At 49.9% G+C, this 26,477-nt stretch carries 29 protein-coding genes and 1 tRNA gene; 9 read left to right on the forward strand and 21 right to left on the reverse strand.

The window, feature by feature from the left end:
* Positions 1 to 8 precede the first annotated feature (8 nt).
* The 9 genes from CWE07_RS09605 to CWE07_RS09645 form a co-directional block, all read right to left on the reverse strand.
* Entirely contained in the window at positions 9 to 950 is a 942-nt protein-coding gene (locus CWE07_RS09605) for a phospholipase A (protein ID WP_198679912.1), read from the reverse strand.
* A gap of 96 nt (positions 951 to 1,046) precedes the next feature.
* Positions 1,047 to 1,406 (reverse strand): hypothetical protein, encoded by a 360-nt coding sequence (locus CWE07_RS09610; protein WP_111569651.1) that lies wholly within the window; start codon positions 1,404 to 1,406, stop codon positions 1,047 to 1,049.
* Between the two features lie 110 nt (positions 1,407 to 1,516).
* Positions 1,517 to 3,982: an alpha/beta hydrolase family protein gene (locus CWE07_RS09615; protein WP_111569650.1), complete on the reverse strand. Its 2,466-nt coding sequence runs from the start codon at positions 3,980 to 3,982 to the stop codon at positions 1,517 to 1,519.
* A 94-nt stretch (positions 3,983 to 4,076) separates the two neighbouring features.
* A complete protein-coding gene (locus CWE07_RS09620; protein WP_111569649.1) occupies positions 4,077 to 5,108 on the reverse strand; it encodes a saccharopine dehydrogenase family protein in 1,032 nt (343 codons plus the stop codon).
* Between the two features lie 2 nt (positions 5,109 to 5,110).
* Positions 5,111 to 5,572, reverse strand: coding sequence for a ferric iron uptake transcriptional regulator (fur, locus tag CWE07_RS09625; RefSeq protein WP_111569648.1), 462 nt, complete (start codon positions 5,570 to 5,572; stop codon positions 5,111 to 5,113).
* A gap of 118 nt (positions 5,573 to 5,690) precedes the next feature.
* Entirely contained in the window at positions 5,691 to 6,218 is a 528-nt protein-coding gene (gene fldA / locus CWE07_RS09630; protein ID WP_111569647.1) for a flavodoxin FldA, read from the reverse strand.
* Positions 6,219 to 6,244: 26 nt separating this feature from the next.
* Complete coding sequence (gene ybfE, locus CWE07_RS09635; RefSeq protein ID WP_111569646.1) at positions 6,245 to 6,532, reverse strand: LexA regulated protein; 288 nt, start codon at positions 6,530 to 6,532, stop codon at positions 6,245 to 6,247.
* 38 nt (positions 6,533 to 6,570) lie between these two features.
* Positions 6,571 to 6,786, reverse strand: coding sequence for a DUF2788 domain-containing protein (locus tag CWE07_RS09640; protein WP_111569645.1), 216 nt, complete (start codon positions 6,784 to 6,786; stop codon positions 6,571 to 6,573).
* A 38-nt stretch (positions 6,787 to 6,824) separates the two neighbouring features.
* Positions 6,825 to 7,589, reverse strand: coding sequence for an alpha/beta fold hydrolase (locus tag CWE07_RS09645; RefSeq protein ID WP_111569644.1), 765 nt, complete (start codon positions 7,587 to 7,589; stop codon positions 6,825 to 6,827).
* A gap of 153 nt (positions 7,590 to 7,742) precedes the next feature.
* Here CWE07_RS09645 and seqA point away from each other — a divergent pair, with 153 nt between their 5' ends.
* Both seqA and pgm read left to right on the forward strand, forming a co-directional pair.
* Positions 7,743 to 8,282: a replication initiation negative regulator SeqA gene (gene seqA, locus CWE07_RS09650; RefSeq protein ID WP_111569643.1), complete on the forward strand. Its 540-nt coding sequence runs from the start codon at positions 7,743 to 7,745 to the stop codon at positions 8,280 to 8,282.
* Complete coding sequence (gene pgm, locus CWE07_RS09655; protein WP_111569642.1) at positions 8,283 to 9,917, forward strand: phosphoglucomutase (alpha-D-glucose-1,6-bisphosphate-dependent); 1,635 nt, start codon at positions 8,283 to 8,285, stop codon at positions 9,915 to 9,917. It abuts the gene before it with no gap.
* Between the two features lie 98 nt (positions 9,918 to 10,015).
* On the opposite strand, the gene CWE07_RS09660 is transcribed toward pgm, so the two are convergent.
* A complete protein-coding gene (locus CWE07_RS09660) occupies positions 10,016 to 11,332 on the reverse strand; it encodes an MFS transporter (protein WP_111569641.1) in 1,317 nt (438 codons plus the stop codon).
* Positions 11,333 to 11,433: 101 nt separating this feature from the next.
* Between CWE07_RS09660 and CWE07_RS09665 the strand changes: the two genes are divergently transcribed.
* Positions 11,434 to 12,567: a DUF2066 domain-containing protein gene (locus CWE07_RS09665; RefSeq protein WP_111569640.1), complete on the forward strand. Its 1,134-nt coding sequence runs from the start codon at positions 11,434 to 11,436 to the stop codon at positions 12,565 to 12,567.
* Complete coding sequence (gene hda, locus CWE07_RS09670) at positions 12,555 to 13,277, forward strand: DnaA regulatory inactivator Hda (protein WP_111569639.1); 723 nt, start codon at positions 12,555 to 12,557, stop codon at positions 13,275 to 13,277. The genes CWE07_RS09665 and hda overlap by 13 nt, the downstream gene beginning before the upstream one ends.
* A 9-nt stretch (positions 13,278 to 13,286) precedes the next feature.
* Here the strand turns inward: hda and CWE07_RS09675 are convergent, their stop codons facing one another.
* From CWE07_RS09675 to bepA, 3 genes are read right to left on the reverse strand one after another with little or no spacing between them, the layout of a single operon-like run.
* Complete coding sequence (locus tag CWE07_RS09675) at positions 13,287 to 13,709, reverse strand: DUF2069 domain-containing protein (RefSeq protein ID WP_111569638.1); 423 nt, start codon at positions 13,707 to 13,709, stop codon at positions 13,287 to 13,289.
* A complete protein-coding gene (arsC, locus tag CWE07_RS09680) occupies positions 13,702 to 14,058 on the reverse strand; it encodes an arsenate reductase (glutaredoxin) (RefSeq protein ID WP_111569637.1) in 357 nt (118 codons plus the stop codon). Before arsC ends, CWE07_RS09675 begins: the two co-directional genes overlap by 8 nt.
* 44 nt (positions 14,059 to 14,102) lie before the next feature.
* On the reverse strand, positions 14,103 to 15,614 hold the full coding sequence (gene bepA / locus CWE07_RS09685; RefSeq protein ID WP_111569636.1) for a beta-barrel assembly-enhancing protease: 1,512 nt from the start codon (positions 15,612 to 15,614) through the stop codon (positions 14,103 to 14,105).
* A gap of 107 nt (positions 15,615 to 15,721) precedes the next feature.
* Here bepA and CWE07_RS09690 point away from each other — a divergent pair, with 107 nt between their 5' ends.
* Positions 15,722 to 16,804 (forward strand): AI-2E family transporter, encoded by a 1,083-nt coding sequence (locus CWE07_RS09690; protein WP_111569635.1) that lies wholly within the window; start codon positions 15,722 to 15,724, stop codon positions 16,802 to 16,804.
* Between the two features lie 27 nt (positions 16,805 to 16,831).
* On the opposite strand, the gene CWE07_RS09695 is transcribed toward CWE07_RS09690, so the two are convergent.
* Complete coding sequence (locus tag CWE07_RS09695; RefSeq protein WP_111569634.1) at positions 16,832 to 17,356, reverse strand: hypothetical protein; 525 nt, start codon at positions 17,354 to 17,356, stop codon at positions 16,832 to 16,834.
* A 68-nt stretch (positions 17,357 to 17,424) separates the two neighbouring features.
* On the opposite strand from CWE07_RS09695, the gene CWE07_RS09700 reads away from it, so the two are divergent.
* Entirely contained in the window at positions 17,425 to 17,649 is a 225-nt protein-coding gene (locus tag CWE07_RS09700; protein ID WP_241974117.1) for a potassium channel family protein, read from the forward strand.
* 69 nt (positions 17,650 to 17,718) lie between these two features.
* On the opposite strand, the gene CWE07_RS09705 is transcribed toward CWE07_RS09700, so the two are convergent.
* From CWE07_RS09705 to CWE07_RS09715, 3 genes are all read right to left on the reverse strand, one after another.
* Positions 17,719 to 17,795: transfer RNA gene (locus CWE07_RS09705), tRNA-Pro, on the reverse strand.
* Between the two features lie 78 nt (positions 17,796 to 17,873).
* Positions 17,874 to 19,511, reverse strand: a complete 1,638-nt coding sequence (locus CWE07_RS09710) for a DUF3413 domain-containing protein (protein WP_111569633.1) — start codon at positions 19,509 to 19,511, stop codon at positions 17,874 to 17,876.
* A 13-nt stretch (positions 19,512 to 19,524) separates the two neighbouring features.
* A complete protein-coding gene (locus tag CWE07_RS09715; RefSeq protein WP_111569632.1) occupies positions 19,525 to 19,743 on the reverse strand; it encodes a YejL family protein in 219 nt (72 codons plus the stop codon).
* Between the two features lie 73 nt (positions 19,744 to 19,816).
* Between CWE07_RS09715 and yejK the strand changes: the two genes are divergently transcribed.
* The gene (gene yejK / locus CWE07_RS09720) at positions 19,817 to 20,875 is read left to right on the forward strand and encodes a nucleoid-associated protein YejK (protein ID WP_111569631.1); all 1,059 of its coding nucleotides are present in this window, start codon (positions 19,817 to 19,819) and stop codon (positions 20,873 to 20,875) included.
* A 167-nt stretch (positions 20,876 to 21,042) separates the two neighbouring features.
* On the opposite strand, the gene cspD is transcribed toward yejK, so the two are convergent.
* Positions 21,043 to 21,264, reverse strand: coding sequence for a cold shock domain-containing protein CspD (gene cspD, locus CWE07_RS09725; protein ID WP_111569630.1), 222 nt, complete (start codon positions 21,262 to 21,264; stop codon positions 21,043 to 21,045).
* Positions 21,265 to 21,565: 301 nt separating this feature from the next.
* On the opposite strand from cspD, the gene clpS reads away from it, so the two are divergent.
* Positions 21,566 to 21,883, forward strand: coding sequence for an ATP-dependent Clp protease adapter ClpS (gene clpS / locus CWE07_RS09730; protein ID WP_111569629.1), 318 nt, complete (start codon positions 21,566 to 21,568; stop codon positions 21,881 to 21,883).
* 134 nt (positions 21,884 to 22,017) lie between these two features.
* A complete protein-coding gene (gene clpA / locus CWE07_RS09735) occupies positions 22,018 to 24,294 on the forward strand; it encodes an ATP-dependent Clp protease ATP-binding subunit ClpA (RefSeq protein WP_111569628.1) in 2,277 nt (758 codons plus the stop codon).
* A gap of 90 nt (positions 24,295 to 24,384) precedes the next feature.
* Here clpA and infA read toward each other — a convergent pair whose 3' ends face one another.
* From infA to trxB, 3 genes are all read right to left on the reverse strand, one after another.
* Complete coding sequence (gene infA, locus CWE07_RS09740) at positions 24,385 to 24,603, reverse strand: translation initiation factor IF-1 (protein WP_111569627.1); 219 nt, start codon at positions 24,601 to 24,603, stop codon at positions 24,385 to 24,387.
* Positions 24,604 to 24,669: 66 nt separating this feature from the next.
* Positions 24,670 to 25,377 carry a leucyl/phenylalanyl-tRNA--protein transferase gene (gene aat / locus CWE07_RS09745; RefSeq protein WP_111569626.1) on the reverse strand — a complete coding sequence of 236 codons (708 nt, stop codon included), beginning with the start codon at positions 25,375 to 25,377 and terminating at the stop codon, positions 24,670 to 24,672.
* A 30-nt stretch (positions 25,378 to 25,407) separates the two neighbouring features.
* On the reverse strand, positions 25,408 to 26,376 hold the full coding sequence (trxB, locus tag CWE07_RS09750) for a thioredoxin-disulfide reductase (protein WP_111569625.1): 969 nt from the start codon (positions 26,374 to 26,376) through the stop codon (positions 25,408 to 25,410).
* Positions 26,377 to 26,477: the final 101 nt, after the last annotated feature.

The raw sequence follows: 26,477 nt of genomic DNA on the forward strand, positions 1-26,477 counted from the left end.
ATGGCGAGTTACAGCCAGTTGGTCAAAATAATACCTACGCCTAAGCTTTGAGTATGGTGATTGTAGTCAACCAGGGATTCACCATAGCCGTTAAAATACTGAACATAGCCGCGAAAACGATTCCAAAGCGGGAAGGTAAAACCAACTTGCAGCGCGCCTTTGTTATCCGATGTACGCAAATTATTTCGCAGCATGACATCGACACTGAAATGATCCCAGCTATACACGAACTGTAAGTCACCATAGCCTAAGTAGCGACGAATACTGGGGTTGTCGTCTTCGTCTGACGATTCAGGGATACGCCACCACGGGCGGATAGAAAACGCTAAATTGTCATGTTCGAACACGAATTCAGCGGTCACTCGATTCCAGGACCGCGAAGTTGGCTCTGAGCGACCATTGGACTGGTGGTTCAAACTTAAGTTAATCAGTTTGGGGTCAATACCAAAGAGCGAGGCGTCGGCAACGTCGAACGTTACAAATACTTCCGGTTCGTAGTTAGTTTCCCGAAAAGGGCGCGAGGCATCACTATTATACGCCTGCCAAAACGATTGTTGGGTGTAGGCGACCCAAAGTGAGTGGCGGCTGCCAAAAAGCTCAGTACTTAATGGGTACTTGAAGCTAAATTGCAGTTTCAGCTCAAGTTTATCAATGTCGTCGGAATCAGGAATGCTATCAAATGCCTGCGCGTTAGAACGCGTTGTATATTTCGCAGGTAGCACGTAATTCGGCCGGTGTGGGGTAATCACATACGGGTTTTCAGCGGTGGCGCGTTCGGCTTCAATGCGCCGCTCGACACGGCTTTCAGTCTCAGGCACCGCGATTTCAAGCTCATCAAGTGCTTCTTCAGGGGTTTGCTGTGCGTGAGCGATGCTGAACGATGCGCTCACTAACAGTGCAAGCATCACGCTAAGTTTACGTCGTACACCATATGTAGACTGAACCGACATGGTCACTCCTTTTAAGGTGCAGCGTATGCGCTCGGCATACGCTGCTATTTTGTTGCTGGTCGGCGTACCTGAAGCCAGCACGGGCAGGCCTATAGGCTATTCAACCGGCTTGCGGATAAACACAATATTGAGGCCTTTATGTTTGACGCTCAGTGCCTTACCGATTGACCATATACCGATAGGGATGCCTGCGATGACAGAGATGATGCTACCCCAACGCTCAGCTGCGGCCACATCGCCGCCAGTCGCTAGCGCTAGAATCATACCTACGACGAAGCTGACCACAAGAAATAGCGCAACGAAGCGCCAAGTGAAAGACCACCAGACGGATAGCACCATGGCAATGCTGTTTTCAGCGTCGGTTTGTGGTGCGTTATTCGCATAGTATTCGGGTGGTGGCGCGTCATTGCCGGTTGAGCCATCGTCGCTCGGTGAATCGTAACCATCGTTTGCCATTTGCCTTCCTCTTGAATAAATAATGACTCCAATTGACTATAGCAGATTAGGGGTAATTAGATGATTTCTCAAGGTAAAAAAAAGCCCCTGCAAAACAGGGGCTGACTGCTTTATTCGGCGTCTTTAACAAACTCGTCAAGCCAGTTGACGGTCTCCCATAACATATGCAGCACGGATTCGCGCGCCCGATAACCATGCGACTCATGTGGCAGCATGACTAAGCGCGTGGTGCCACCCAAACCTTTGATAGCTTGGTAGAGGCGTTCACTTTGCATCGGGAAAGTTCCCGAGTTATTGTCCTCTGCACCGTGGATTAGCAACAATGGCGTTTTGATTTGATGTGCCTGAAAGAACGGTGACATGGTTAGGTAAAGTTGCGGGTCATCCCATACCGTGCGCTCTTCACGCTGAAACCCAAACGGCGTCAAGCTGCGGTTGTAAGCACCACTTCGCGCGATACCAGCCTTAAACAAGTCCGAATGCGCGAGCACATTCGCGGTCATAAATGCACCGTATGAGTGCCCACCCAAAGCAACCCGGTTGGCATCGACCACGCCCAAATTAGCGCCCGCCTTGATGACTGCTTCAGAGTTTAAAATCAATTGCTCAATAAAGGTGTCGTTCGGTTGGGCGTCACCTTCGCCAACGATGGGCATGGTCGCATTATCCAGTACCGCATAACCTTGGGTCGCCAGAAACTGCGGGCGCCAATAACTAATCCGGTTAAATTCATAGGGTGAGCCACTGACCTGAGCGGCGTCTGCTGCACTACGATACTCGCGAGGGTATGCCCAAACAATGGCAGGCAACGGGCCGTCACGTTCTTGGTCATAACCGGCTGGCAAATACAAGGTTGCTGACATGGGCAGACCATCTGCACGCTCGTAGTGAATTAATTCACGGCTAATGCCTAACGTTTCCGGCATCGGGTGTGGGGTTTCGGTCAGTGCGGTCAGCCCCTCATCGCCGTCAGCGGTTAAATCACGACGGTAAAAATCCGCTGGCTTATCACTGGCCTCGCGTAACGTTAACACCGTTAATGGGTCGCGGCTAAGCACAGAAAGTGCACGTTCATAGTAGGGTGAACTTGAGCGCCAGAGCCGCTCAGTCGAACCGTCTGCTAAGCGATAACGGTCCACAAACGGGCGATCGCCTTCATCGGACGCGCCAGCGCCATTGAGTAGCATATAACCGTCGTCCAACATCAGTTGGGTCAAGCCATATTGGTTACGGCTTAACATGGGTGAGCCTGGGTCATTGTAGCGATCCTGCCACGAACGCTCCCATAATTGCTGCGGCTCACGATTTAAGCTTGGATCAATATGCCACACGCGCTCTTCACGCGATGACCATAAGCGTTCGTACACCAATGCGTCATTGTCACCGGCTGCGACAAAGCGCGAGAAGCGTGAGCGCAGTTGGACTAGCTCCTCGACCTCAGTGTCAGCGAAGGGCGCAGCTTGTTGATACACCACATCGCGATACTCAGATTCCTGACGTGGGTCGCCACCGTCAGCGGCTTGTGCCCATACTAAAGTTGCAGGCGCATCGTTGCGCCATTGAATACTGCGACGTTCAGGCACTACCGCATCGAATGAAATTGGTAGGTTATCCGCTAAGGCTTGCTCAACGACTGTGTGTACAACATCACCTTCGCTATTCCATACTTCAGTGGTGCGTGCGAAACGAAAGTGCGGTACTGAAAATGAGTAAGGGCGCTTTAGCTCAGTGACGAGCATAAACTCGTTGTTCGGTGACAACGCAAAGCTATTAAATACGCCTTCACGGCCAATGTAAGTGACCTCGCCGCTGTCGCTAATATGCGCAGGGATAGCACTAAAGTAATAGTCAAAGAGTGCTTCGTCATGGCTATTTTGTAATAAATCCTGATAGGTCCGAGCAGGGGCGGTGCGGCCACGGCTTTCGGTGACGACGGGGCCTGCTGGTGCACGGCTGGCTTCGGGGGCGTCGCCCTTATCTGGAGCCACCGCCATGACATACACGCCTTGGCTGTCTAGTTGCCAAGTAATACCAGCATTCCAAACTTGATTGACTTGCACGTCACTCCAACGCTCGGCGGCGCCAGTTTCAACGTGAATTCGATACAAAGTGACGCCGTCGTCCTGCATATTTAGCGCCGCAATATAATCAGCATTCGGAGCCCATGCGGTGTCAATGATCCGCGCATCGTCTGGTAAACCGGTAACGAGGCGGTCATCACCCGTTTGAGTGTCGACTAAAGTCAGCGCCTCGACATAGCGGGTTTGACTGACAGTGAAGTTATGTGGATTAATTCGGATGCCTGCTAAACGGTATTCATCGGCAGCGAGATCTTCAATAGACGGTAACGCAGGGTATTGCTGCACCAACAGGTAAGCGCCGCCCGGGCTGATAGAACCGCCGGGTGAGGGGGCTGCATCAACGATATCAATAATAGCTTGGTCAGGTTGTTGGTAATCCAACGTAATTTGGTTGGCTTGCGCGCTTGACGCACTTAGGTAAAGGCCTGCGCCCAATAAGCAAAATGCATAGGCGTGAGGTTGATGCAAGCGGTTGCGAGCAGAGGTATCAAACATTCAACAGTTTCCCTGTGATGAAAGTGGTAGCACTAACCTGAGGGAAACCGTTGCGTTTGGCAATCTGAATGCGATGGATTTAAGTCAGTAGGCGTTAATCAACTAAAAAGCGGTCGATTAGCTTAGCGCCATACAGCCGAGACGGCGTGTAGTAACCCGGGCTTAATTGGTTGCGCAAAATGTAAATCGCGAGTTCTACCGCGCCGCGACTGGTCAATTCATAACCATTCAATACTTTTTGCCGAATGGTGATCACATCACCTGCGGCGTTGCGCGCTTCACCCCATACCCAGGTGTAATTTGCTGCGCGCTCTTTTTGTTCAGGTCCCGCCGGGGCATTGCTGACTTTCTTTTCAAGTTGGCGGCGTAGCGCAGAGAACTTGAACGCAAAGCGCACCCAATTCATCCGTTGCATGCGCTTGACCAAATTAGGGCTGGCAGGCACATACACTTCAATATTTGGAATGCCGGTACTGTAAAATGCCGTGGCAACGTCACCCCAAGGGATGGTCATGGCAAGCTTTTCACCGTCACCAAAATTGATTCTGCGCGTTTTAAATGCCAGCGGTACATTCTTAATGTCGCCGTTTTCCCGCACTGCGCCACCTAAATGCAGGCGGCGAATACCGGTTAACGCGGTGCCACGGCTCATGCGCGAGCTGGAATCAAAGCCTAGGGTTAAGTGGGTCGCATTCGGCATTTGGGCATTCAAACGCGCCGCAATGCAGTCAGTCGGAATGACATCAAAACCGACGCCAGGGCAGATAATAATACCTGCAGCATCGGCTTCCTTGCGAAGGCTGTGAGCCAACTCGAATACACTAATTTCGCCGGTGATATCAAGGTAGTGGGTCTTAGCGCGTAAACAAGCTTGTAGCATGGGTGCCGCGGTGTCTTCAAACGGCCCCGCGCAATGCACCACCAAATCGACGTCTTCCAGTTGGCTGGCTATGGTGTCTACGTCGTCCAAACCAAACGCACGCCACGGCATATCAACACGATTGGCAAGGACTTCTATCTTGGCTTTATTGCGGCCAGCGAGAATAGGGCGATAACCCATTCGTTTGGCGTGGTGAACAATCAATTCACCGGTATAACCGGTTGCACCATAGATCATCCATTTCATAGTTACACTCCGAAGCGACCAGGGTTGGCGTCTTCGGTATTGTACTCACAATTATCAGCGTTTTTACACTCGCCGTATAAATACAAGCTATGGTTGGTTAACTCAATCTGGTTGGCTTGTGCGACTTCTAACTGACGACGCTCAATGACTTCGTCTTCAAACTCGATAACACGACCGCACGTCAAACATACAAGGTGGTCATGGTGCTTTTTGGCACTCAATTCGAACACAGAACGGCCACCTTCAAAATGGTGACGAGTCACAATACCTGCATCATCGAACTGGTTTAGCACGCGATAAACAGTGGCTAAGCCGACTTCGTCTTCCTGCTCAATCAAGATTCGGTATACGTCTTCTGCACTTACGTGTTGGTGCTCTGGTTTTTTAAGAATGTCTAGAATCTTAATCCGCGGGGACGTCACTTTCAGCCCAGCTTTTTTTAACTCTGCATCTGTACTCGGCATAATCTACTCTGTTAAGTGCATGGTGACTTTGATTATAGCCACAATCAGGCATGGATGGAATGAAAAAAGCCGACCATTAGGGTCGGCTTATATATTTGAAATGCTTTGAAAACTCTGCTTATTCAGCTAACTCTGCAAGGTACATCTCGTCTTGTAGCTGTTTACACCACTGCTGGACACGTTGCTTGGTAAGCTCAGGCTGGCGGTCTTCATCAATACCAAGACCAACGAAATGATCGGCATCGACCAAGCCTTTAGAGGCTTCGAAGTGATAGCCGCTCGTCGGCCAATGACCCACAATAATGCCGCCTTTCGCTTCCACGATATCACGCACCATGCCCATCGCGTCCAGGAAGTACTCGGCATAATCCTCCTGGTCGCCACAACCAAAGATAGCCACTAGCTTGTCGGTAAAGTCGATTTCTTCCAATTCAGGAAAGAAGTCGTCCCAATCGCACTGGGCTTCGCCGTAATACCAGGTTGGAATGCCAAACAATAGTAAGTCGTAGGTGGCGATATCTTCTTTACTCGACTTGGCGATGTCTTTCACATCGATAAGGCTTTTACCTAGCTCTTTTTGAATCATATTGGCAACAGCTTCTGTGTTGCCGGTGTCACTTCCGAAGAAAAGTCCTACGGTTGCCATAATACGAAACTACCTACGTTGATTAGTTAAACATCTTGGTCTGTGAGGGCCATTGCTTCTGTCAGTATACGCTCAATCAACTGACTTCGGCTCATCCCTTGTGCTTCTGCGCTTTGATTTAGCGCAACATACACAGACTCTTCAACTTTCAATTCGATACGCTTTAAGCCGCGCGCTCGGTCGCGACGGTGCTGACGTCGCTTATTCAACTTCATTTGCTCTGCACGCGAGAGCGGGTTGGTCTTAGGTCGTCCTGGTCGCCGCTGACTCTGAAACAAGTCAATGGTGACGTTATCCGTCGATTCTTTGGCCATGTGCTGTGAATTACCTCTAAGCCTTATTTCCTGGATGCCTAAAGGTTGGCTTCGACAAAAAATTGAATGAGGCCTTTAGCTAAAAAACCGGCCATGCCTAAAAACAGCACCAGCCAAACTGCCCAGCGCCCAAATTTGGGCACGTTACCACGCTTTAATACGTCTTGAATGGCAAGGCCAATCAGTAAAAATAGCCCTGCGATAGCTAAGTTTGTTACTAGGCTTTCAATCTGTTCAAAATTTTGCGAAAACATGGCATTACCTCAACCAATTCGGCGCGCATTCTAGCACATTAGTGCTTGGCTAGAAAGTCACGCACGCGCTGATTAAACGCTTGGGGCTTTTCTGCATGCAGCCAATGGCCCGTGTTGGCAATTGTGAACGGACGGGCATTTGGAAAACGCGAGCCAATGGCGTCCCGGTGGTCCTCGGTGACATAGTCAGACAGCTCGCCACGTATAAATAACACTGGGCCGGTATATTGCCCGTCTGCAGTGGGGGCACCAATTAATTGCGCGTAATTATCCTGTAAAGCTGCGAGGTTCATCCGCCAACCCCAGGTATCTTCTTGCTTACGAAGGTTTTTCAGCAAAAACTGGCGTACGCCTTGAGACTCTATACGTTCAGCCAAGGCTTTGTCTGCTTCCTGGCGCGAGTTAATCTGACTAACATCCAGTGCACTTAACGCGTCTAAAATGGTTGAATGACGCGCATCGTAAGCCACCGGAGCAATATCGGCGACAATTAACGAGCGTACGCGAGAGGGGTGACGCAACGCGATTTCCATCGCAATTTTACCACCCATCGAGTGGCCGAGCAGGTGAAACTCGTCTAACCCTTCGGCGTCCGCCACCGCTATCACGTCTGCTGCCATCTCATCATAAGTCATGCTGTCACTATGGGGCGACTGACCGTGGTTACGAACGTCCAAGTTAATCACCGTGTAATCGTCGCTCAGGCTGCGACTGATACTTTTTAAATTATCGAGATCGCCAAATAGGCCATGAATTAGAATCACAGGGGCGCCTTCACCTTGGCGTTCATAATTAAGTTGCATGCATTACTCCTACGTTGGCAAGGCCTTCAGGCCGCAGTTCAGTGACATCTTGGTGCGCTTAGTTTAACACATGCCAACACGGGCGGTTAACGGTGCAATCTGGAGTGGGCTTGGGTATAATTGCGCGCAACGTAGAGAAGTTAGGAATCAAGCATGAAGCGGATTGACATTGACGACGATATTTATACATACATTGCTGCAAACACTGAGCACATTGGTGAAAGTGCCTCGCAAATTTTACGCCGTTTGCTGAACCTAAATATCGACTCAGTGCCAGTAGACGCCCCAGCACAGATGCCCGCAGTATCTGATACGGTGGCGAAAGCGGCGCCAGGTAAGCCACAAGCGGGCGCCCAGAAAGTGGTGTTTGATGTGCTCACGCCAGCGGATCTAGCTGGTGAGAAAAGTGTGGTGGGGCGTTTTCTGCATATTTTGTCGATGCTGTACCGTTGTCACAGCGACACCTTTGACGCGGTGTTAGACATCAAAGGCCGTGACCGGGTGTACTTCGCCACCACGGAAGAAGCGCTGGTGCAAGCGGGGAACAGTACCAATCCAAAACAAATTCCGCAGTCGCCGTATTGGGTGATTACCAATAACAATACGACCAAAAAGAAATCAATGTTAACGCAAGCTGCCCATGCACTGGGCTACAACCAACAAGACGTTGAACGGATTAGGGACTTTTTATAAATGGCGATTCATCCGCGTGCCGGCCAACCGGCCGAAGCAAGTGACTTAGTTAACCTTGCCCAACTTATGACCCAGTATTATGTGCGCGAACCGAATATGCGCCAACCAGCGCAGCAAGTCGCGTTTGGTACCTCTGGCCATCGCGGCAGTGCATTACTGGGCTCCTTCAATGAAACCCATATTCTGGCGATTAGCCAAGCGATAGTGGCGTATCGAACCGAGCAAGGAATTACGGGCCCATTGATGTTGGGTAAAGATACCCATGCATTGTCAGAAGCGGCATTTGCTACCGCGTTGGAAGTATTTGTCGGCAATGGCATTGAAGTGCATGTGCAAAGCGATTTAGGCTACACCCCAACACCGGTCATTAGCCAACAAGTGGTGAAGTATAACCGCGGTAAGTCTAAAGGCTTGGCCGACGGCGTTGTCATTACCCCGTCGCATAATCCGCCTCAAGACGGTGGCTTTAAGTATAACCCACCACATGGTGGCCCTGCCGACAGTGACGTTACCCGCACCATTCAAGAATACGCCAACGCTTTAATTGTTAGCGAGCTTATCGGTGTCAACGTCGTGAGCTACGAAGAGGCGATCGCAAGTAAAAAGCTCAAACGACAAGACTGGGTCAGTGACTATGTGGCCGGTCTGGCCGATGTGGTCAATCTGCAAGCGATTAAAGACGCGGGTGTGCGTATAGGTGTAGACGCACTTGGTGGCTCTGGCGCTGCATACTGGCGCGCCATTGCAAGCACTTATGGCTTGAACATGACGATTGTGAATGATCATGTTGACCCATCGTTCTCATTTATGACCTTAGATAAAGACGGCAAGATCCGTATGGACTGTTCGTCGCCCCATGCAATGGCGAGCTTGGTGAAGCAAAAAGACCATTTTGATGTCGCCATTGGTAATGACCCTGACTATGACCGTCACGGCATTGTTACCGCTGATGGTTTAATGAACCCCAACCATTATCTTGCGGTGAGCATCGACTATTTATGTCGCCACCGCAATTGGCGCGCAGACGCAGCGGTTGGCAAAACACTGGTTTCAAGCGCGATGATCGATCGCGTGGTGGCGGGGCTTGAACGTCCGCTGATGGAAGTGCCGGTTGGCTTTAAATGGTTTGCTCAAGGGTTGGCTACAGGTGACTTAGTTTTTGCGGGTGAAGAAAGCGCTGGCGCAAGTTTCTTAGACCAACAGGGTCAAGCGTGGAGCACGGATAAAGACGGCATCATTCTTGGATTGTTGGCGGCTGAAATTCAAGCGGTTACCGGACAGTCAGCGAGCCAATACTACGCCGAGCTCGAAAAGCGTTATGGGACATCGTTTTACCAGCGAGTTGATAACAGCGCTGATGAAACCATGATGGAAGCGTTCCAGCAATTACCGTCAATGCGGGTCAAAGTTGACATGTTAGCCGGCGAAACAGTGACTGCAGTGCTGACCAAAGCGCCCGGCAATCAAGCTGGTTTTGGTGGTTTGAAAGTGGTGACCGAGAATGGCTGGTTCGCAGTGCGCCCTTCAGGCACTGAGCCAGTATACAAAGTGTATGCGGAAAGCTTGAAAAGTGCAGAGCACTTGGCTCAAATTCACTTAGAAGCCAAGCAATTGGTTGAAAGCTTACTGAGTTAATTCCAGTGTCAGGGCGAATGCCTTGACGATGCGAATGATAAGCTAAAAAAAACCTCGTGTGCGTCTATCGCCACGAGGTTTTTTTACGCATGTAATGCCTATTTCTGCTTGAAATCTGGCAGCTCGATTTCTGGAATGTCATCAAGCGGCACATGCGGTTCGTCGTCTGGTGCGTCTTCTTCGGCATCAGTTTCCACCATGGTGGTCATGATCTCAGCCGACGTCGTGGCTGGTGCCAAGGTGGTAAAGCTGGTGTGGCCCTGGTCGACCGCTTTAGCCCGGCGCGTCGTACGATACACGGCGTAGCAACAAATTGCTGCAGTCAGCGCAGCCATTAAAATAAAGAAGAAATCGACCGCACCAAATTGCATTAAAGCAGCAACTGAAGGGGCTCCGATAATGGCACCGACACCACCGACCTTAATGATTGAGCCTGTCGCGCCCAGCATTTGGTCGGTGCTCAGATAGTCATTGGTGTGCGCCATAGCGAGTGAATAAACCGGTAACAAACAACCGCCGAGCAACGCCATGAAAATAAATATCAATAGGGGCGTATCACCACTTAATTGCGATAACACAAGTGCAGTCAAGGTGCCGACGGCGGTTACCCCTGCAAGCACTAAGCGGCGGTCAATGCGGTCTGACAATAACCCGATAGGTGTTTGTAGGACCAACCCCCCAAAAATAAACGACGCCATAAAGATAGTCACTTGCGGCACACTCAGGCCTATATAGGTCGCGTACACTGGTCCGATGCCATAAAACATGGCGTAGCAGGCTTGAATGGTAAAGGCTGCTGCAATACCCAGAGGCGCTTGAGTCAATAAAAATCGAATTGGCACTTTTCTCGGACTTGAACCATTGGGCTCTGACGAGATAGTCGCCAAGATTGGGATCAGCGACAAGTTGATTAGCAGTGCAATAATGACAAAAGGTACAAAGGTCGCTGGATCGGCGAAACCAAGAATTAATTGTCCAACTATCAGGCCTGCGTAAATTAACACTAAATAGACCGATAACATCGCGCCACGATTCTTATTATCTGCCATAGTATTGAGCCAGCTTTCGGCAATCACGAACATCGCGGAAATGGCGAAACCACTGACAAAACGGGTTAAGAACCACACGACGGGGTCAATCCACATCGACTGGATAAGCACCGCAGCGGAAGCGAGGGCAGCCAAGCCGCCGAAGGCACGAATAAAACCGACGCGGCGAATGTCTTTTGGGGCCCGGGTGGTACCAAACAAAAAGCCAATGAAATAAGCCGACATAATGATGCCGGTGGTGATAGTGGAAAAGCCCTCAATGGTTGCGCGTAAACTGAGTAGGGTGCTGGTCATCCCCACACATAGGCCGATGAGTGTCATGGTAGAAAGAAGTGAGCTTACCGCGCGAAGCTGTTGTCGAAGCATGTAAAAGGCCTTGAGGTATTAAAATTTTCTTATTAATCGTAACTTTAGCAGGACTTAACCAGTGAAGCCAGCTTGCACATAGGTTATCCACAGGTTGTCACTTGCTGGATTGGCTTTGGCTGTTTATTATCCCTGTAGACTTTTTAAAACAGGCGGTCACCGTGTTTAGATTGATTACGTCTTCAACGCTTTGGACAACGTGGATAGCTATCAGCATATTCGCGCTTACGCAGCTGTCTAGTGCCCATGCAAGTAGCACCGAAGTAGGCGACTTATATGAAATTCGCTTACCTGTGAACAGCCAGTCACGCGACGATCGTCAGCAGGCGTTGCAGGAAGGCTTTGCGCAAGTGTTGGTGAAAGTATCAGGCCAGCGTGATGTGCTGACCATTCCAGCCGTGCGCAGTGAACTGTCACGTCACACCAATTATCTGGTGCAATATAATTACGTCACTGAAGAGCGACAATTAATGCTGCGCGCGCAATTTGACGAGCGCCGTATTGAAGAGCTTTTACGTCGAGCTGATGCGACTTACTGGAGCGCACGACGCCCTAACTTAATGTTTTGGGTGGCGCAAGAATCTCCCAGAGGCATTCAATTGGCAGGCCGTGATACCGACTCTGAACTGATTCCCGCGTTACGTCAGCAATCTCGAGTGCGTGGCTTACCAATTAGTTTTCCATTATTGGATTTGACTGACCGCATGCTGGTGAGCCCCAGCGATGTGTGGGGGCGCTTCGATGCTCCCGTGCTGGAAGCGACGCAACGCTACCCTGCAAACGGCGTTGTGATTGTCAGGGTACAAGAGGTTGATGACGAAGTGCGTGGGCAATGGTCGTTAGTGGTCGGTAACACCCGCCGCGCAGGGCAAACCCAAGCTGAGGATTTAGCCGGTCTAGGCCAAGCGATTATGGATGAGGTGACCGAGCGCGTTGCTGCTGAATATGCGGTGACCTTTAGTGACCGTTCGCGCGGTGATTTTCGCATTCGGGTGACCAACCTGATGGATTTGGAGCGTCTACTTGAAGTGGAAGCCATGTTGGGCCGTTTAGGCAGTGTCGAGCGTGTAACTTTAAGCCGTTATCATCAGGGTAGCGCAGAGTTTAATTTATTACTGATTGGCGACATGAGTCGGGCACTGCAAGCCCTGGAGCTAGAAAACCGAATGCAGCGCGTGGTTGATCCGTGGAGCACAGATGCAAGCCCCGTGGTGGAGTATCGATGGCTGCGTTAGCAACAGTAGGCGCGCAGCTTGCATTACCTGTGTTACTGCCCGACGACGCGTTATTTAAAACGTTTGAAACCGGTGATAATGACCAACTGCTGACCACATTAGTAGATCTCAGCTCGGCCAGCATGCATCCGCGCAGCTCGGTCTATTTATGGGGCGCCAGTGGGCGTGGTAAAACCCATTTGTTGACGGCCGTGTGCGCAGCGGCGGGGCATGTCGACATGCAAGTGATGTATATCCCATTGCGTGATTTTAACGACCCTGTGCATATTAGTCTGCTGCAGGGTCTTGATGAATATGATCTTGTCTGTTTAGACGATATTGATGCGGTTAGTGACTCACCTGCATGGTGTTTAGCGTTATTTGCTTTATATAACCGCCTAGCGGATGCAGGTAAGGCACAGCTGATTATTAGTGCATCGCGTTCCGCATTAGCCCTTGATTGTGCGTTGCCCGATTTACGCTCGCGCTTGCAGGCGGCTTCGAGTTTTCAGCTTAAACGATTGGATGATGAGGGGCGTCAACGCGCGTTGCAAAACCACGCTGCACAGCGCGGTTTGCAACTTGAAGATGATGTGGCGCAATTTATGGTGCAGCGGTTAAGTCGCGACATGCATCGTTTAATGGCGGCACTCGATCAGTTGGATAAAGCCTCGATTGCCCAGCAACGTCGTCTCACGGTGCCGTTTGTCAAACAGGTATTGGCCATTTAACCGCCCCGGTTAGGATGGTAATTTACCTGCGTTGGTCACTTTGCTCTTGCGCTTGATGCCTAAACCTTGTTCGCGACCAGCATAACGGGCGTAGTAGGTGGCACCAAAGAAAGCACCAGTGGTTAGCACCAGCTCAATCACTGCATAGCCAATCTCTTCAGGATGCGTCCAAAGCGCTGTCGCACCATGTAAAAAATACAACATCAGAATAAAGTTCGCCCAAGCATGGGTGTACGGGTTGCCTTTGATAATACCAGCCAGTGGGAACAGCAATGGAATGGCCCATACCAGAGGCTTGAGCCATACCGCGACCACTTCGCTAGGGGATAGCACGCCGTGCCAAATGATCACCCACACAAGTAACAGAGGGTAACAAACCAGGGTGAGTCGGCGATAAAACGCAGAGCTCTTGAGCGCAGACACCTTAGTCATTAATCAGCTCCAACACCGCTTCAGGAGGTCGCCCAATGCGCGCATTATCGCCTTTGATCACGATAGGGCGCTCAATCAGCTTGGGATTATCGGCAAGCACCTGGCACCACTGCTTGGCGGTTAGGTTTTGCTCGTGCAGACCCAAGGCCTTAAACTCAGCTTCTTTCTTGCGGACAATAGTCTCAGGCGAGACACCTAACTTATCACAGATAGCTTCAATCTGTGCCGCACTCGGTGGTTGTTTCAGGTACTCAACCACATCTGCATCAATGTCGTGCTGCGCCAATAACGCTAAGGTTTCACGGCTTTTCGAGCAGCGCGGGTTGTGCAGAATCTGATATTTACTCATACAAAACTCCAATTCATCAAGACGGCGGCTATGATACCGAAAAACTACAGGTTCAGCACCCGTTCGCGCTCGTTACTTAAGCGTCTAACTTGCTCAATGCGGCCTTGAATGCGCTGCCTAGCCAGTTCACGGCTTTCTGGTGTTTTGCTAAATGCATGGTGCAGCTCCTCAATCGCCATCTCGAATAAACCGCGTAAAATGTGCAGCTCTGCCATGGCTTCGTGCATCGACACAGCATTTCCAGACTTTTGATGGGCTTCGTGTAATAGCTCATAAGCGACACGATCTTCGCGATTGCGAATAATGTAATCGTTCAGAATCTTGACCGCTAAATCGAAATCACGGGCATGGTTGGCAGCATATGCCAAGTTGAGGGTTACCACTTGGTTATTCGGACGGCGCATATAAGCGCGGGTCAAAAAATCCACCGCTTCCTGATAACGTTCCTGAGCTAGCCAAATGTCCGTGATGGTGTCGATATAAAACAAATTCATCGGGTCGCTATCATAAAGTGACTGAATGATTTCGTCCGCTTCCTGGTAGCGTTCCAACGCGAATAGCGCAAGGGCTTGCGCATAACGGGCACCGTCAATGCGGTGCTGGTGGCTGCGGCTGCCGGTTAAGCGTCGTTCTTCCGCTTGCATATTCAGCAAGTTGTCGCGGGCAGGCGTATTGCTGTAACGAATCGCTACACGGGCTTTAGCCAACTCGAAGTCAAGGGATGGCGGCAAGCTGCGCCCACCTAAATTATCAGCACGCGAACGCGTGTCGGCAATACGCGATTCAGGTAACGGGTGAGTGACAAGATACTGAGGCACTTGGGTACTATAACGATACTGTGCTGCCAGGCGTGAAAAGAAACGTGGCGCACCGTGGGGGTCGAAGCCCGCTGCCGCCAATGCGTTCATCCCAAAGCGGTCAGCCTCTAATTCAAACTGGCGCGTATAGTTAATTTGACGCTGTTGAATACCCGCCATACTCCCTGTCATCACGGCCATGCCCAGCTGAGGGTTGGCCATTGCGAGCACTAAACCACCAATAATCTGCGCAATACTGACTGGCGTAGATGCCTGCATCCGCTCCATATTGCGCGCAATGTGGCGCTGCGTCACGTGGGCCACCTCGTGGGCCAACACAGAAGCAAGCTCGGATTCATCTTGGGCATGTTCGATTAAACCCGTATGCACGCCTACATAACCACCTAAAAACGCAAATGCGTTAATATTGGGGTCACGAATCCAGAAGAATGTGAACGGGAAGCGTACGTTGGGCGAATGCAGCACAAGCCGATTGCCCAAATCAGTTAAATACTCACGTAACACAGGGTCTTCGACCATGGGGGCTTGAGCGCGCAATTGACGCATAAAATAGTCACCAATTAAGCGTTCCCGCTCAATTGACATCGTCCCACCGGCCGCAGTACCAATGGTTGGTAAGTCGGTGCGTTGCTGCGGATGCGCTTGGGCGCTGGAGAGAGTCACCACCGCCACCAGGGAACTACTTGCGATCAGGAGTAGAAATTTTGAAACAATTGTCGCGGAAACTAATCGAACCATTGGTGTTTGATATCCTTTGGGCTATGGTGGAAGTCTAAGATCCTTACTGGCTGATGTCGATAGGCCAGTGGTATCATGTTGTGAGTTGTAAGAACCTAGGACCTCTCATGTTTGACTACATACGTAATTGGTTTCAGCAAAGATTTTCTGATCCAAACGCAGTGACTTTGACGATACTCTTGGTCATTGGTTTCAGTATTATTTTAATTTGGGGCAGTATTCTCGCGCCGTTCCTGGTTGCGATTGTATTTGCTTACCTACTTGAGGGGCCAACGGCGCTATTACAACGCCTCGGCGTTGGTCGCACCATAGCGGCTTCCTTCGTGTTCTTGACGTTCATTATGGTGATGCTGTTATTGATGATTTTCCTCGTGCCTGTGGTGTGGGAACAGTCATTTAATTTAATGCGCGAATTGCCGAAAATTGCCCAAGCATGGGACCAACTGATGGTCCAAGCGCAAGAATTTGCCCCCGCATTCATCGAACCTCAACAAGTGCTCGCGTTTAGTGAAAATATTACTGCGCGCCTGCTAAGTTTCGGTGAAAGCATTTTGGCGCAATCGCTAAGTTCTCTGGTCAATGCATTTACCTTACTCATTTACCTGGTGATTGTCCCGCTGTTAGTGTTTTTCATGCTTAAAGACAAAGACGTATTACTGGGGCATTTCAACCGCATCTTACCCAAGCAGCGACGCATGATTTCGCAGGTTGGAATTGAAATGAACACCCAAATCCGCAACTACATTCGCGGCAAAGCACTGGAAATTATGATTGTGGGCGTGGTGACCTACGTGGTGTTCTCGCTGTTTGACTTACGCTATGCGGCGCTACTCGCGACCTTGGTTGGTTTTTCGGTACTCATACCTTATATCGGCGCCGCGGTTGTTACTGTGCCCGTGGCATTGGTTGGCCTATTCCAGTTCGGCGTAACTTCGACCTTATTCTGGTTGATATTCGCCTACTTGGTTATTCAAGCGCTAGACGGTAACGTGCTAGTGCCGTTGCTGTTTTCTGAGGCGGTGAGCTTGCATCCGATATACATCATCGGTGCAGTACTGGTATTTGGCGCTATTTGGGGCTTCTGGGGGGTGTTTTTTGCGATTCCGCTGGCGAGCCTGGTGAAGGCGGTGATTATGGCGTTCTCACAGCAACGGCGCTTGCAAGAGCATGCAGAAGGGGCCGAGCCGTAACGGCCCCACGCACTTTTTAACTAAGTACTAATCGACGCGTTGAAACTGGTATTGAAACTCCACATTCGGTTCGTCGCTGTCCGCAGCCGCCTCATACACGACTGAGGCGGTTTGACCAATCTCAGCTTGCACCGCAGGCTGCATAATGCTGCGCCAACCGTCACCATTGTCTTGTTCAATTAAAAAACGTGCATTGAGTAGGTTATTCCCCGCACTTTGCACGCTGTAGGTAATCCGCACCGACTGCTCGTCACCCTGCACAATCACATAGGACTCGCTGCCATCGCGAATTGTGTCACGCGGGCTTGCAACTGTTTGATCATCAATTTTAAGACTGGCACGCAGCTCATATTGGTCGGCAGCGTTCGCCTCAGTCGGGGACAGCAGGGCACCAATCGCCACAATACTGACCATCCAAAGTGTGCCAATGATACGCCGACCAGTTTTATCAATCTTAGCCGACTGCTTACCAGTGCCCTGATTGGTAATTTGACGCGCTAGCGCGTACTGCGTTGACTGACTAGGTTGACCGCTGTGGTAATGGATTGCCATATGTTTGCTCCTAATTAACTAGTCATATAGAAATTAGGATATCAGTTAAGTTCATTTTTGCCCGTGGCGTGGCGCAAAACTTTGGTAAAGGGGCGCGTATTGCCCGTTTAGCAAGGTGGGCGATAGCGACGCTTACCACTGTAGGCTACGGCGATGTCACCCCCATCACGGGTTTTGGCAAGCTTGCAGCTGGTATCACCGCAATATTTGGTGTTGGCTTGGTAGCAATGCCTGCTGGTATCTTGGCAGCCGCTTTCTCAGAAGCGATACAGAAACGCAAAGACAAGGGGTGATGCTGGAAGATGGATGCTCGAGGCTGAATTCTAGGCATAAAAAAACCTGCGTAAAAGCAGGTAGTTAATTGGTCGGCGTGAGAGGATTTGAACCTCCGACCCCTGACACCCCATGACAGTGCGCTACCAAGCTGCGCCACACGCCGACCGTGCGAGGTATCTTACTGAATAATTGTCAAAAGACAAGGGCAATTGCGCCTTGCGCGGCGCAATTGCTCAATATATCAACGGCTACGGCTAAATCGTTGTAATTCTTGCAAGCTATTGATCAGCACTGGCGTTGGTGGTGTGGCGCCAGGGCGTAGTTCACCGTTGTGGTTGTAGACTGCGGTGTCTCCGTTGCGCTCTAGAATCGTGGTTTGTTCGGCTTCGAAAATGTAGAAGCGTGAATTCACGCTGTGTACGCGTGGTAACCGTTGGTCGGCTTGGCTTAAGTCTCGGCCCGATGCGAAGGCACGGAAGTCGTCGGCGCAGGTTATGTAGCCAGACAACGCAGTCGGCATTACATCACCAATTTGGGCGAAGGTATTGCCTTCCACACCGACGGCATTGACATAGGGTGCGCTCAGGTTGGCGCCCCACATCGGCACTACAAACTCGCGCCAAATCGTCGGTAATTGTTGTTGCTCAGCGGTTAAGTCGCTAGCCGGCGTAATTGCAGTGACAATCACCCGATGTTGCTGGCGAATTGCCGAGCGCACGGCGGTGAGCACGATGTTAAAGTCAGCTTGGCTGGCAAGCAAAATGCTCATTGACTGGTCGGCATGTTGTGCAGTGGGCCAGATTGATAGCTGCGGTGCAATGCTGGCGGGAACTTGCTCTAGCGGCCAGTTGACGGAATGCAAAAAGCGTACTTGATGGCCGTAATCTTCCAGCGTGGATTGGTACGCAGGCGCAGCAGCTTCACGTTGAATCGGTGCGTAATAAATATCCGGCAAACTATAGACTAGCTCAAACACACCGCGGTTGAGGTCGGTATGGCCGACTGCAGTGTCTGCCAATGCACGCAATTGAGTGATTTGACTCAACTGGCGCTGCTGTGCGGGCGTTAGGGCATCAAAAGCGACCACCAGGGTGGGGCGCAAGTTCGGCTGGCGCGTACACAGCAAGCTGCCGAGCGGATATTGTAGATTCAGTTGGTCTGATTCGGTGAGCCGGTCACGTTGGCTTTGGTAGGTGTCCGTGCCTATCCAACCGTGTCTAGCCATCAAGGTTTTTGCGGTTGATGGGTACGACAGCGGTAATAAATCGTCTTGCTGGGTAATCGGGGTATAAATATTGGCATCGGCCCAGATATGAATCAGGTGGCTAGCCAGAAAGCAGGCAACAAAAACGGCGCTAATGCGCGGCCCAATGCGATGTCCTCGCAGACGTTCAAGGCGCTTCCAGGTTAAATTTGCCAGGGTGATTTGGAAGGTCAAAATCACCAAAAAGCTGAACATCACCGCCAATAGGCCGACAAAACTTGCACCAGCAAAGATAGATTCGGCGTCACGCGCCATTTGTGCAAGGGAGTAGGTATTAAGGTGAAAGCCATATTGACGGAAGAACAAGGCGTCAAACAGCAAAATAAAGATACCGAACGACGCGATAATGGCGCCTGCGCCGCGCAGAATCTTGGAATAGGGCAAGATTAAGCACAGCGGAAACAGTAACAGGATAAAGAATACGAAGGGCAAAAAGGCGAAATGACCGAACCAGTTCAGGACTAAATACACATCACCCAATATAGTTCCGGTGGAACCCATGGTTTCAATGTACAGCACGCCTATAAGCAAGCACAGCAGGATATTGGTAAAGGTAAACCAATGGCCCCAACTGATAAGGCGTGAAATGCGGTCGCGCTTTTGGTATTTGCCCATAAGAAACCGTGGCTTACTTTGCTTGCACTGATTGTAGCAGTACGCGCGAGAATTGCTCAGCAACTTGCTGACGCTTGTTCGCAGGCACACCGCGGTCAATCACATTGCTGACCGCATTGCCCAGTGTCATCAGGCAAAGGTCGACAGGAATTTCCTGGCTCTCGAAAATATCAAGAACTTGGCTAAGTAGCTGATCTTGTTGTTCAGCTGAATATTTTGAAACAATCGGCATAAAAGGCTTTTATCACTCGTGTTAGAATGGCGCAAATGATACCACACTGAACTTTGCAGGACAGACCTAGACTATGAATTTAAGCCTTGATAACAGCGTTGTACATCATATTTTTCAAGACCCCGACGGTAATATTGGCTTGCGCCTTGCGCCAGAACCGCTGCAAGTGAAGTTAGAGGTCGAATTGTTACTCGAAGAATTAACCAAAGTTTACAACGCTAAACCAGCTAAAGGCTACGCCAGCTTTGTGTCGCCAGACGACCCGCGCTTTGCCCAGGAAGAGGGCGCTGAACCGGTGCCGCTTCCTGAGTTTCCACAGTTACTTGATGCACGCTTGCAAGACAAAGTTGAGTTTGTGGAGTTTTCCCAGCAAGTGGCGCGGCTATTGCGTAATGAACTTGAGCATTATCAGTTTTTAGAGTCTGGCTTTTTATTGTTAGCCGAATACAAGCAAACAGCTGATAGGTATTTACTGGTGGCGTTCGTGCCGGTCAAAGACGGCGTGATGGTGAGCCCAGATTTATCCGTTGACCGTTCATCGCAACTCGACATTACTAAAGTTCAGCTAGCGGCGCGGGTTAACCTGAGTGACTATCAAACCCAGATGGCGGCCGGGCACTACATTTCCTTCATTAAAGGTCGCACTGGGCGCAAAACCGCGGAATTTTTCTTAGATTTCTTAGGCTGTGCAGAACGAGTTAACGCGAAGAAACAAACGGAGCAGTTGGTTCAAAGTGTGCAGGCATTGATCCGTGACGAATCTGTCAGCCCTGAACTGGCGAAAGATATTCGAAAAGACGTGTACGACTATTGCGGCGAACAGTGGAATGCTGGTGAACAGGTACGTTTAAGTGATATTGATGAGCGTATGCAAGCGAAAGGTGCGCCCAGTGTAACTGAGTTTGCTCAAGCCCGCGGCCTTGATATGGCTGAGGAATTTCCAGCTGAGCGTACGAGCTTGCGTAAACTGATGAAGTTTCAAGGCCAAGGCGGTGGTTTGAGTCTGGCTTTCGAGCAAGATATGCTCGGTGAACGTGTGCAGTATGACCCGCGTACCGATACCTTAACCATCGTTGGCACGCCGCCTAACTTACGTGATCAGTTGCGTCGTTTTTATGGTGAAGACAGTTGAAGTGGTAAAGACATTCAGCTGGCGTCAGTTGTATAACTTGCGCGCGAGTAATGGCAAATAGCAGACAAAAAAATACCAGCTTTCGCTGGTATTTTTCTTATGCCATGTCAAAACCACACAAGCCCGAAGGCCGACGTGCAAATGCAAAACGAGCGCAATAGCGCCCGTTATGATTTGATGTCTGTGGAATGAGGCACGATATGAACCGCATGTAAGCCTTTAGGGCCTTCTTGAAGTTCAAACTGAACTTCCTGACCAGCCTTTAGGGTACGGTAACCTTCCATTTCGATGGTTGAGTAGTGGGCGAAAATATCACCACTTTTCTCTTCACTTTCAATAAAACCAAAGCCTTTGGAGTTATTGAACCATTTGACCTTGCCCGTTGCCATACATCTACTTCCTCTTGTTTGCACAAGTTGTTGATACGACTTGTTGTTACGACTTGTTATTTATGCCAACTGTTATGTTGTGCTATTTTTGTTGTTGTCTACGTTATGCCATCCGTGGTGAAAGCTTGTATACTTAAACAATGTCAAAGTAGACATTGAAAAGTTTTATCCTTACCACAATGTCTACAATAGATAAGTGCAAAAATTAGTCAAGAAAAGTTCGCAAAAAATGAACATATTTTTAACTTATTTATAACCTGACATCCGACGAAGGCTACAAATAAGGTCTATATTGATAGGTATGAGCAGATTTAGTGATTCGATTCCCCAGCACCACTTGGACGAGGACGTTGACTACAAGTTAGCACCGCCGTCCATGTACCAAGTGTTGCTGAACAATGATGATTACACGCCGATGGACTTCGTGATTGAAGTCTTGATGCGATTTTTTAAGCTAGACCAAGAGGCGGCCACTGATGTAATGCTTAAAGTGCATTACCAAGGCAAGGCAGTGTGTGGGGTGTATTCTGCTGAAATTGCAGAAACCAAAGTGGTGCAAGTGAACCAATTTGCGCGCGAAAATCAGCACCCATTGCTTTGCACTATGGAGCAGGCGTAGAGTGTATGTATATAGTTTAACGGCATAGTAATAAATGCTGGTGACGTTGAACAACTGTGAAGTGCACTACGTATTGTGAGAAAGGATGCCAGAGAAATACCTTTTGTTCGTCCACATGAAGTAAGGAGTGGCCCATGCTAAACAAAGCACTAGAACTGACTCTGAACGATGCATTTCGTTTAGCGCGTGAGCGCCGTCATGAATTGATGACGGTGGAACATTTATTAGTGGCGCTGCTTGATAATCCGGATGCTGCTGACGCACTTCGGTCTTGTGGGCTGAATTTCGAGCAATTGAAAGAAGAATTGCTCAGCTATATTGACCGCAGCACACCAAAGTTTGCTGACGATGATGAAGCCATGGACACGCAACCAACCTTAGGGTTTCAGCGTGTGCTGCAACGTGCAGTATTTCATGTGCAAAGTTCTGGCAATGCAGAAGTGACCGGTGCCAATGTGCTGGTAGCTATTTTCAGTGAGCAAGAATCACAAGCGGTATATCTACTTAATAAGCAGGATATTAGCCGTCTTGATGTGGTGAACTTTATCTCCCACGGGTTTTCGCGCATGGACGATGAAGGTCCTATTGAAGACGCAGAAACCGAGGCCGCACAAAGCCAGAAAAGCGAAGAAGAGCAAAGTTATTTACAGCGTTTTTGCAGCAATTTAAATGCGCAAGCCAAAGCTGGCAAAGTCGACCCTTTGATTGGGCGCGAACAAGAAGTTGAACGCACCATTCAGGTACTATGTCGTCGGCGTAAAAATAACCCCTTACTGGTGGGTGAAGCGGGCGTGGGTAAAACTGCAATTGCCGAAGGTCTTGCTTACCGTATCGTTAACGACGACGTGCCTGAAGTGATTGCTGACGCAGTGATTTACAGTTTAGACATGGGCGGCTTGTTGGCAGGTACTAAGTATCGCGGCGATTTTGAGAAGCGCTTTAAAGCGCTGTTAAAAGAGCTCGGCAAGCAAGAAAACGCAATTCTTTTTATTGATGAAATTCACACCATTATTGGCGCGGGTGCGGCGTCAGGCGGTGTCATGGATGCATCGAACTTATTAAAGCCACTGTTGACGACAGGTGAGCTGAAGTGCGTGGGTTCAACCACCTATCAGGAATATAAAAACATTTTTGAGAAAGACCGTGCTTTAGTCCGTCGTTTCCAAAAAATCGACATTGCTGAGCCGTCAGTGGAAGATACCGCGAAAATTCTTATGGGCTTGAAAGAGCGTTACGAGTCGCATCATGGTATTCGCTATACCCAGCCAGCGATTCGCGCTGCAGCTGAGTTGTCAGCAAAGTATATTAACGACCGGCATTTGCCGGATAAAGCCATTGACGTGATTGACGAGGCAGGTGCCAATCAGCGTTTACAGCCCGCGTCGAAGCGTAAGAAGACCATTGGTGTGGCTGACATCGAGCATATTGTGTCGAAAATTGCGCGCATTCCTGAGCAATCAGTGTCGCGTAACGACCAAACCATGCTTGAACAGTTGGATCGCAATTTAAAAATGGTGGTATTTGGTCAAGACCAAGCCATTGATAGCTTAACGGCTGCGATTCGCTTGTCACGCTCGGGCTTGGGCTCAGAGCATCGTCCGGTAGGGTCATTCCTGTTTGCTGGCCCGACTGGGGTGGGTAAAACTGAGGTGACTCAGCAACTAGCCAAAGCCATGGGCGTTAAGCTGCTGCGTTTTGACATGTCGGAGTACATGGAACGTCATGCGGTGAGCCGACTAATTGGCGCGCCTCCAGGTTATGTGGGGTACGAACAGGGTGGACTTTTAACTGACGCCGTGATCAAGCATCCTTATAGCGTGGTATTGCTGGATGAAATCGAGAAGGCGCACAGTGATATTTTCAATATTCTGCTGCAAGTGATGGATAACGGAACTCTGACTGACAACAATGGCCGCCAGGCTGATTTTCGCAATGTGATTTTGGTGATGACCACCAATGCCGGCGTGCGCGAAACCGAGCGTAAGAGCATTGGTTTTAATCAGCAGGATGGTTCTGTTGATGCGATGGCGGAGATCAACCGCTTATTCACGCCTGAGTTTAGAAACCGCTTAGACAGTATTGTCTGGTTTAATCATTTAGACACTGTGGTGATTGAGCAAGTGGTAGATAAGTTTATCTGTGAGCTACAAGCACAGTTAGACAAGAAGGGTGTATCACTGGAAGTGGATAGTGCTGCTCATGCTTGGTTGGCCGAGAAAGGTTATGACAAGGCCATGGGTGCGCGCCCAATGTCACGTGTTATCCAAGAGCACATCAAGAAACCGCTGGCGAATGAAATTCTGTTCGGTAGTTTAACCAAGGGCGGCAACGTCAAGGTCGGCGTTGATGCCAGGAAAGGTGAGCTGTCATTCACGTATGACAGTAAAAGTGAAGAGCCTGTCGCGTCGTAATTGCGGCGGGTTCTTGGCACATTGAGCGCATAAAGAAGCCAGCTTCGACTGGCTTTTTTTGTGCTCATTGTGTTGCGCCAACGCTGTATATTAGCGCGAGCGGAAAACAATACGGCCTTTGGTTAAGTCGTATGGTGTCAACTGAACGGTTACTTTGTCACCGGTCAGGATGCGAATGTAGTTTTTACGCATTTTGCCTGAAATGTGTGCAGTCACCACGTGGCCGTTCTCTAACTCGACACGGAACATGGTGTTAGGCAGGGTATCAAGGATCACTCCCTGCATTTCAATGCTGTCTTCTTTCGCCATTAAACCCTCTATATTCGTTTACTGTTCGGAACGCGCTAAAAAAAGTGTGGGGGATTCTAACGCTTTTTATGCATAAATACCACTAATTGACTGCGGTTTAAGATAATTAGCATCAATTGAGCCTTGTAGACCCTGTTCAAGCAAGCTGACAAATTGCTCACGCGCAATCGCTTCTGCGCCTAGCGTCAACAAGTGAAGGTTGGGCATCTGGCAGTCAATTAAGCTTAATCCTGCGGGCAGAAGGTGATGTCGCAACGCCAGCAAAGCAAGTTTCGACGCATTGTCTGCGCGGTGGAACATACTCTCGCCACAAAAAATTGTGCCTTGTAATACACCATACAAGCCGCCGACTAGTTCGCCGTGGTGCCACACTTCGATAGAGTGGGCATGCCCGTGATCGTGTAAATCGCAGTAGGCTTCGTACATGTCATCGGTGATCCAAGTGCCTTCTAATTCTGCGCGTTGCTCAATACAACCGCTGATCACTTGTTCAAAGGCTTGATTGATTGAATAGGTGTAGTCGATGCGCCGGGCGAACTTGCGCAGTGAACGTGACACGTGAATGCGATCAGGAAAAATCACCCCACGAGGGTCTGGCGACCACCATATAATTGGGTCACCTTCACTAAACCAAGGGAAAATACCGCTACGGTATGCAAGCAGCAGGCGTTCAACACTTAAATCGCCGCCGACTGCCAGCAAACCGTTGGGTTCTGCCAATGCGCGATGTAACGCTGGGAAGCGCAGCACATTGGGCGATAGCACTGGTATCATGAACCAAGTACCACGGGCACTTTGGCCCAGTTAGGCTTTCTTAACCTGATCAAGCTGGTCTAAAAAGCGCTCGGCGTCCAATGCTGCCATACAGCCTGTACCCGCTGAGGTAATCGCCTGACGATACACGTGGTCACTCACGTCGCCAGCCGCAAATACGCCTTCAATGCTGGTTTGCGTGGCGTTGCCATGGCTACCCGTTTGCACTTTGATATAGCCATTTTCCATGTCCAACTGTTCTTTAAACATGTCGGTATTAGGCTGGTGACCAATGGCAATGAACGCACCTTGCACGTCTAGTTCTTGGGTGTTGCCGTCGCGCGTGTCTTTAATGCGCACGCCGGTGACACCCATGTTGTCGCCCAGTACTTCATCAAGGGTTTGGTGTAGGTGCAAAGTGACGTTGCCGTTCTTGGCTTTTTCCATCAAGCGGTCAATTAAGATTTTTTCCGCGCGGAAGGTGTCACGACGATGAATAAGGTGAACCTCACTCGCGATATTAGCCAGGTATAGTGCTTCTTCAATCGCGGTATTACCGCCACCGACGACACAAACTTTTTGGTTACGGTAAAAGAATCCGTCACAAGTTGCACAGGCGCTAACGCCTTTGCCTTTGAACGCTTCTTCAGAAGGCAAACCAAGGTATTTCGCCGAAGCACCCGTGGCGATAATTAATGCGTCACAGGTATAGGTGCCGCTGTCGCCAGTCAAAGTAAACGGACGCTTGGTTAGCTCTACTTGATTAATATGGTCGAAAATAATCTCGGTATTAAAGCGCTCTGCGTGTTGTTGCATACGCACCATGAGGTCAGGGCCGGTTAAACCTTCAGGGTCGCCAGGCCAGTTTTCCACATCGGTGGTAGTGGTTAATTGACCACCTTGTTGTAAGCCGGTGATTAACACTGGGTTTAAGTTAGCGCGTGCGGCATAGACGGCGGCTGTGTAGCCAGCAGGGCCCGAGCCTAAAATAAGAAGTTTGCAATGCTTAACATCTGACATGAAGAATTCACTCCGCTCTCTTCATTAATTGGCATACATAAACTGGCGTACACCCATACTAAAAGGTTGACCCATTGTAGGGGCAATGCCCTAAAGCGTAA

It is taken from the genome of Aliidiomarina maris (assembly GCF_003987335.1).
GTDB classification, from domain to species: Bacteria; Pseudomonadota; Gammaproteobacteria; order Enterobacterales; family Alteromonadaceae; genus Aliidiomarina; species Aliidiomarina maris.

Bases quoted from the DNA above. Each gene is read 5' to 3' on its own strand.
- CWE07_RS09605 (WP_198679912.1), bottom strand. From the start codon at position 950: ATGTCGGTTCAGTCTACATATGGTGTACGACGTAAACTTAGCGTGATG.
- pgm (WP_111569642.1), top strand. From the start codon at position 8,283: ATGGCGATTCATCCGCGTGCCGGCCAACCGGCCGAAGCAAGTGACTTA.
- bepA (WP_111569636.1), bottom strand. From the start codon at position 15,614: ATGGTTCGATTAGTTTCCGCGACAATTGTTTCAAAATTTCTACTCCTG.
- clpA (WP_111569628.1), top strand. From the start codon at position 22,018: ATGCTAAACAAAGCACTAGAACTGACTCTGAACGATGCATTTCGTTTA.
- trxB (WP_111569625.1), bottom strand. From the start codon at position 26,376: ATGTCAGATGTTAAGCATTGCAAACTTCTTATTTTAGGCTCGGGCCCT.
- CWE07_RS09610 (WP_111569651.1), bottom strand. From the start codon at position 1,406: ATGGCAAACGATGGTTACGATTCACCGAGCGACGATGGCTCAACCGGC.
- CWE07_RS09640 (WP_111569645.1), bottom strand. From the start codon at position 6,786: ATGTTTTCGCAAAATTTTGAACAGATTGAAAGCCTAGTAACAAACTTA.
- fur (WP_111569648.1), bottom strand. From the start codon at position 5,572: ATGCCGAGTACAGATGCAGAGTTAAAAAAAGCTGGGCTGAAAGTGACG.
- CWE07_RS09620 (WP_111569649.1), bottom strand. From the start codon at position 5,108: ATGAAATGGATGATCTATGGTGCAACCGGTTATACCGGTGAATTGATT.
- fldA (WP_111569647.1), bottom strand. From the start codon at position 6,218: ATGGCAACCGTAGGACTTTTCTTCGGAAGTGACACCGGCAACACAGAA.
- CWE07_RS09645 (WP_111569644.1), bottom strand. From the start codon at position 7,589: ATGCAACTTAATTATGAACGCCAAGGTGAAGGCGCCCCTGTGATTCTA.
- cspD (WP_111569630.1), bottom strand. From the start codon at position 21,264: ATGGCAACGGGCAAGGTCAAATGGTTCAATAACTCCAAAGGCTTTGGT.
- CWE07_RS09695 (WP_111569634.1), bottom strand. From the start codon at position 17,356: ATGGCAATCCATTACCACAGCGGTCAACCTAGTCAGTCAACGCAGTAC.
- aat (WP_111569626.1), bottom strand. From the start codon at position 25,377: ATGATACCAGTGCTATCGCCCAATGTGCTGCGCTTCCCAGCGTTACAT.
- CWE07_RS09710 (WP_111569633.1), bottom strand. From the start codon at position 19,511: ATGGGCAAATACCAAAAGCGCGACCGCATTTCACGCCTTATCAGTTGG.
- yejK (WP_111569631.1), top strand. From the start codon at position 19,817: ATGAATTTAAGCCTTGATAACAGCGTTGTACATCATATTTTTCAAGAC.
- seqA (WP_111569643.1), top strand. From the start codon at position 7,743: ATGAAGCGGATTGACATTGACGACGATATTTATACATACATTGCTGCA.
- arsC (WP_111569637.1), bottom strand. From the start codon at position 14,058: ATGAGTAAATATCAGATTCTGCACAACCCGCGCTGCTCGAAAAGCCGT.
- hda (WP_111569639.1), top strand. From the start codon at position 12,555: ATGGCTGCGTTAGCAACAGTAGGCGCGCAGCTTGCATTACCTGTGTTA.
- CWE07_RS09675 (WP_111569638.1), bottom strand. From the start codon at position 13,709: ATGACTAAGGTGTCTGCGCTCAAGAGCTCTGCGTTTTATCGCCGACTC.
- CWE07_RS09690 (WP_111569635.1), top strand. From the start codon at position 15,722: ATGTTTGACTACATACGTAATTGGTTTCAGCAAAGATTTTCTGATCCA.
- infA (WP_111569627.1), bottom strand. From the start codon at position 24,603: ATGGCGAAAGAAGACAGCATTGAAATGCAGGGAGTGATCCTTGATACC.
- clpS (WP_111569629.1), top strand. From the start codon at position 21,566: ATGAGCAGATTTAGTGATTCGATTCCCCAGCACCACTTGGACGAGGAC.
- CWE07_RS09615 (WP_111569650.1), bottom strand. From the start codon at position 3,982: ATGTTTGATACCTCTGCTCGCAACCGCTTGCATCAACCTCACGCCTAT.
- CWE07_RS09660 (WP_111569641.1), bottom strand. From the start codon at position 11,332: ATGCTTCGACAACAGCTTCGCGCGGTAAGCTCACTTCTTTCTACCATG.
- ybfE (WP_111569646.1), bottom strand. From the start codon at position 6,532: ATGGCCAAAGAATCGACGGATAACGTCACCATTGACTTGTTTCAGAGT.
- CWE07_RS09715 (WP_111569632.1), bottom strand. From the start codon at position 19,743: ATGCCGATTGTTTCAAAATATTCAGCTGAACAACAAGATCAGCTACTT.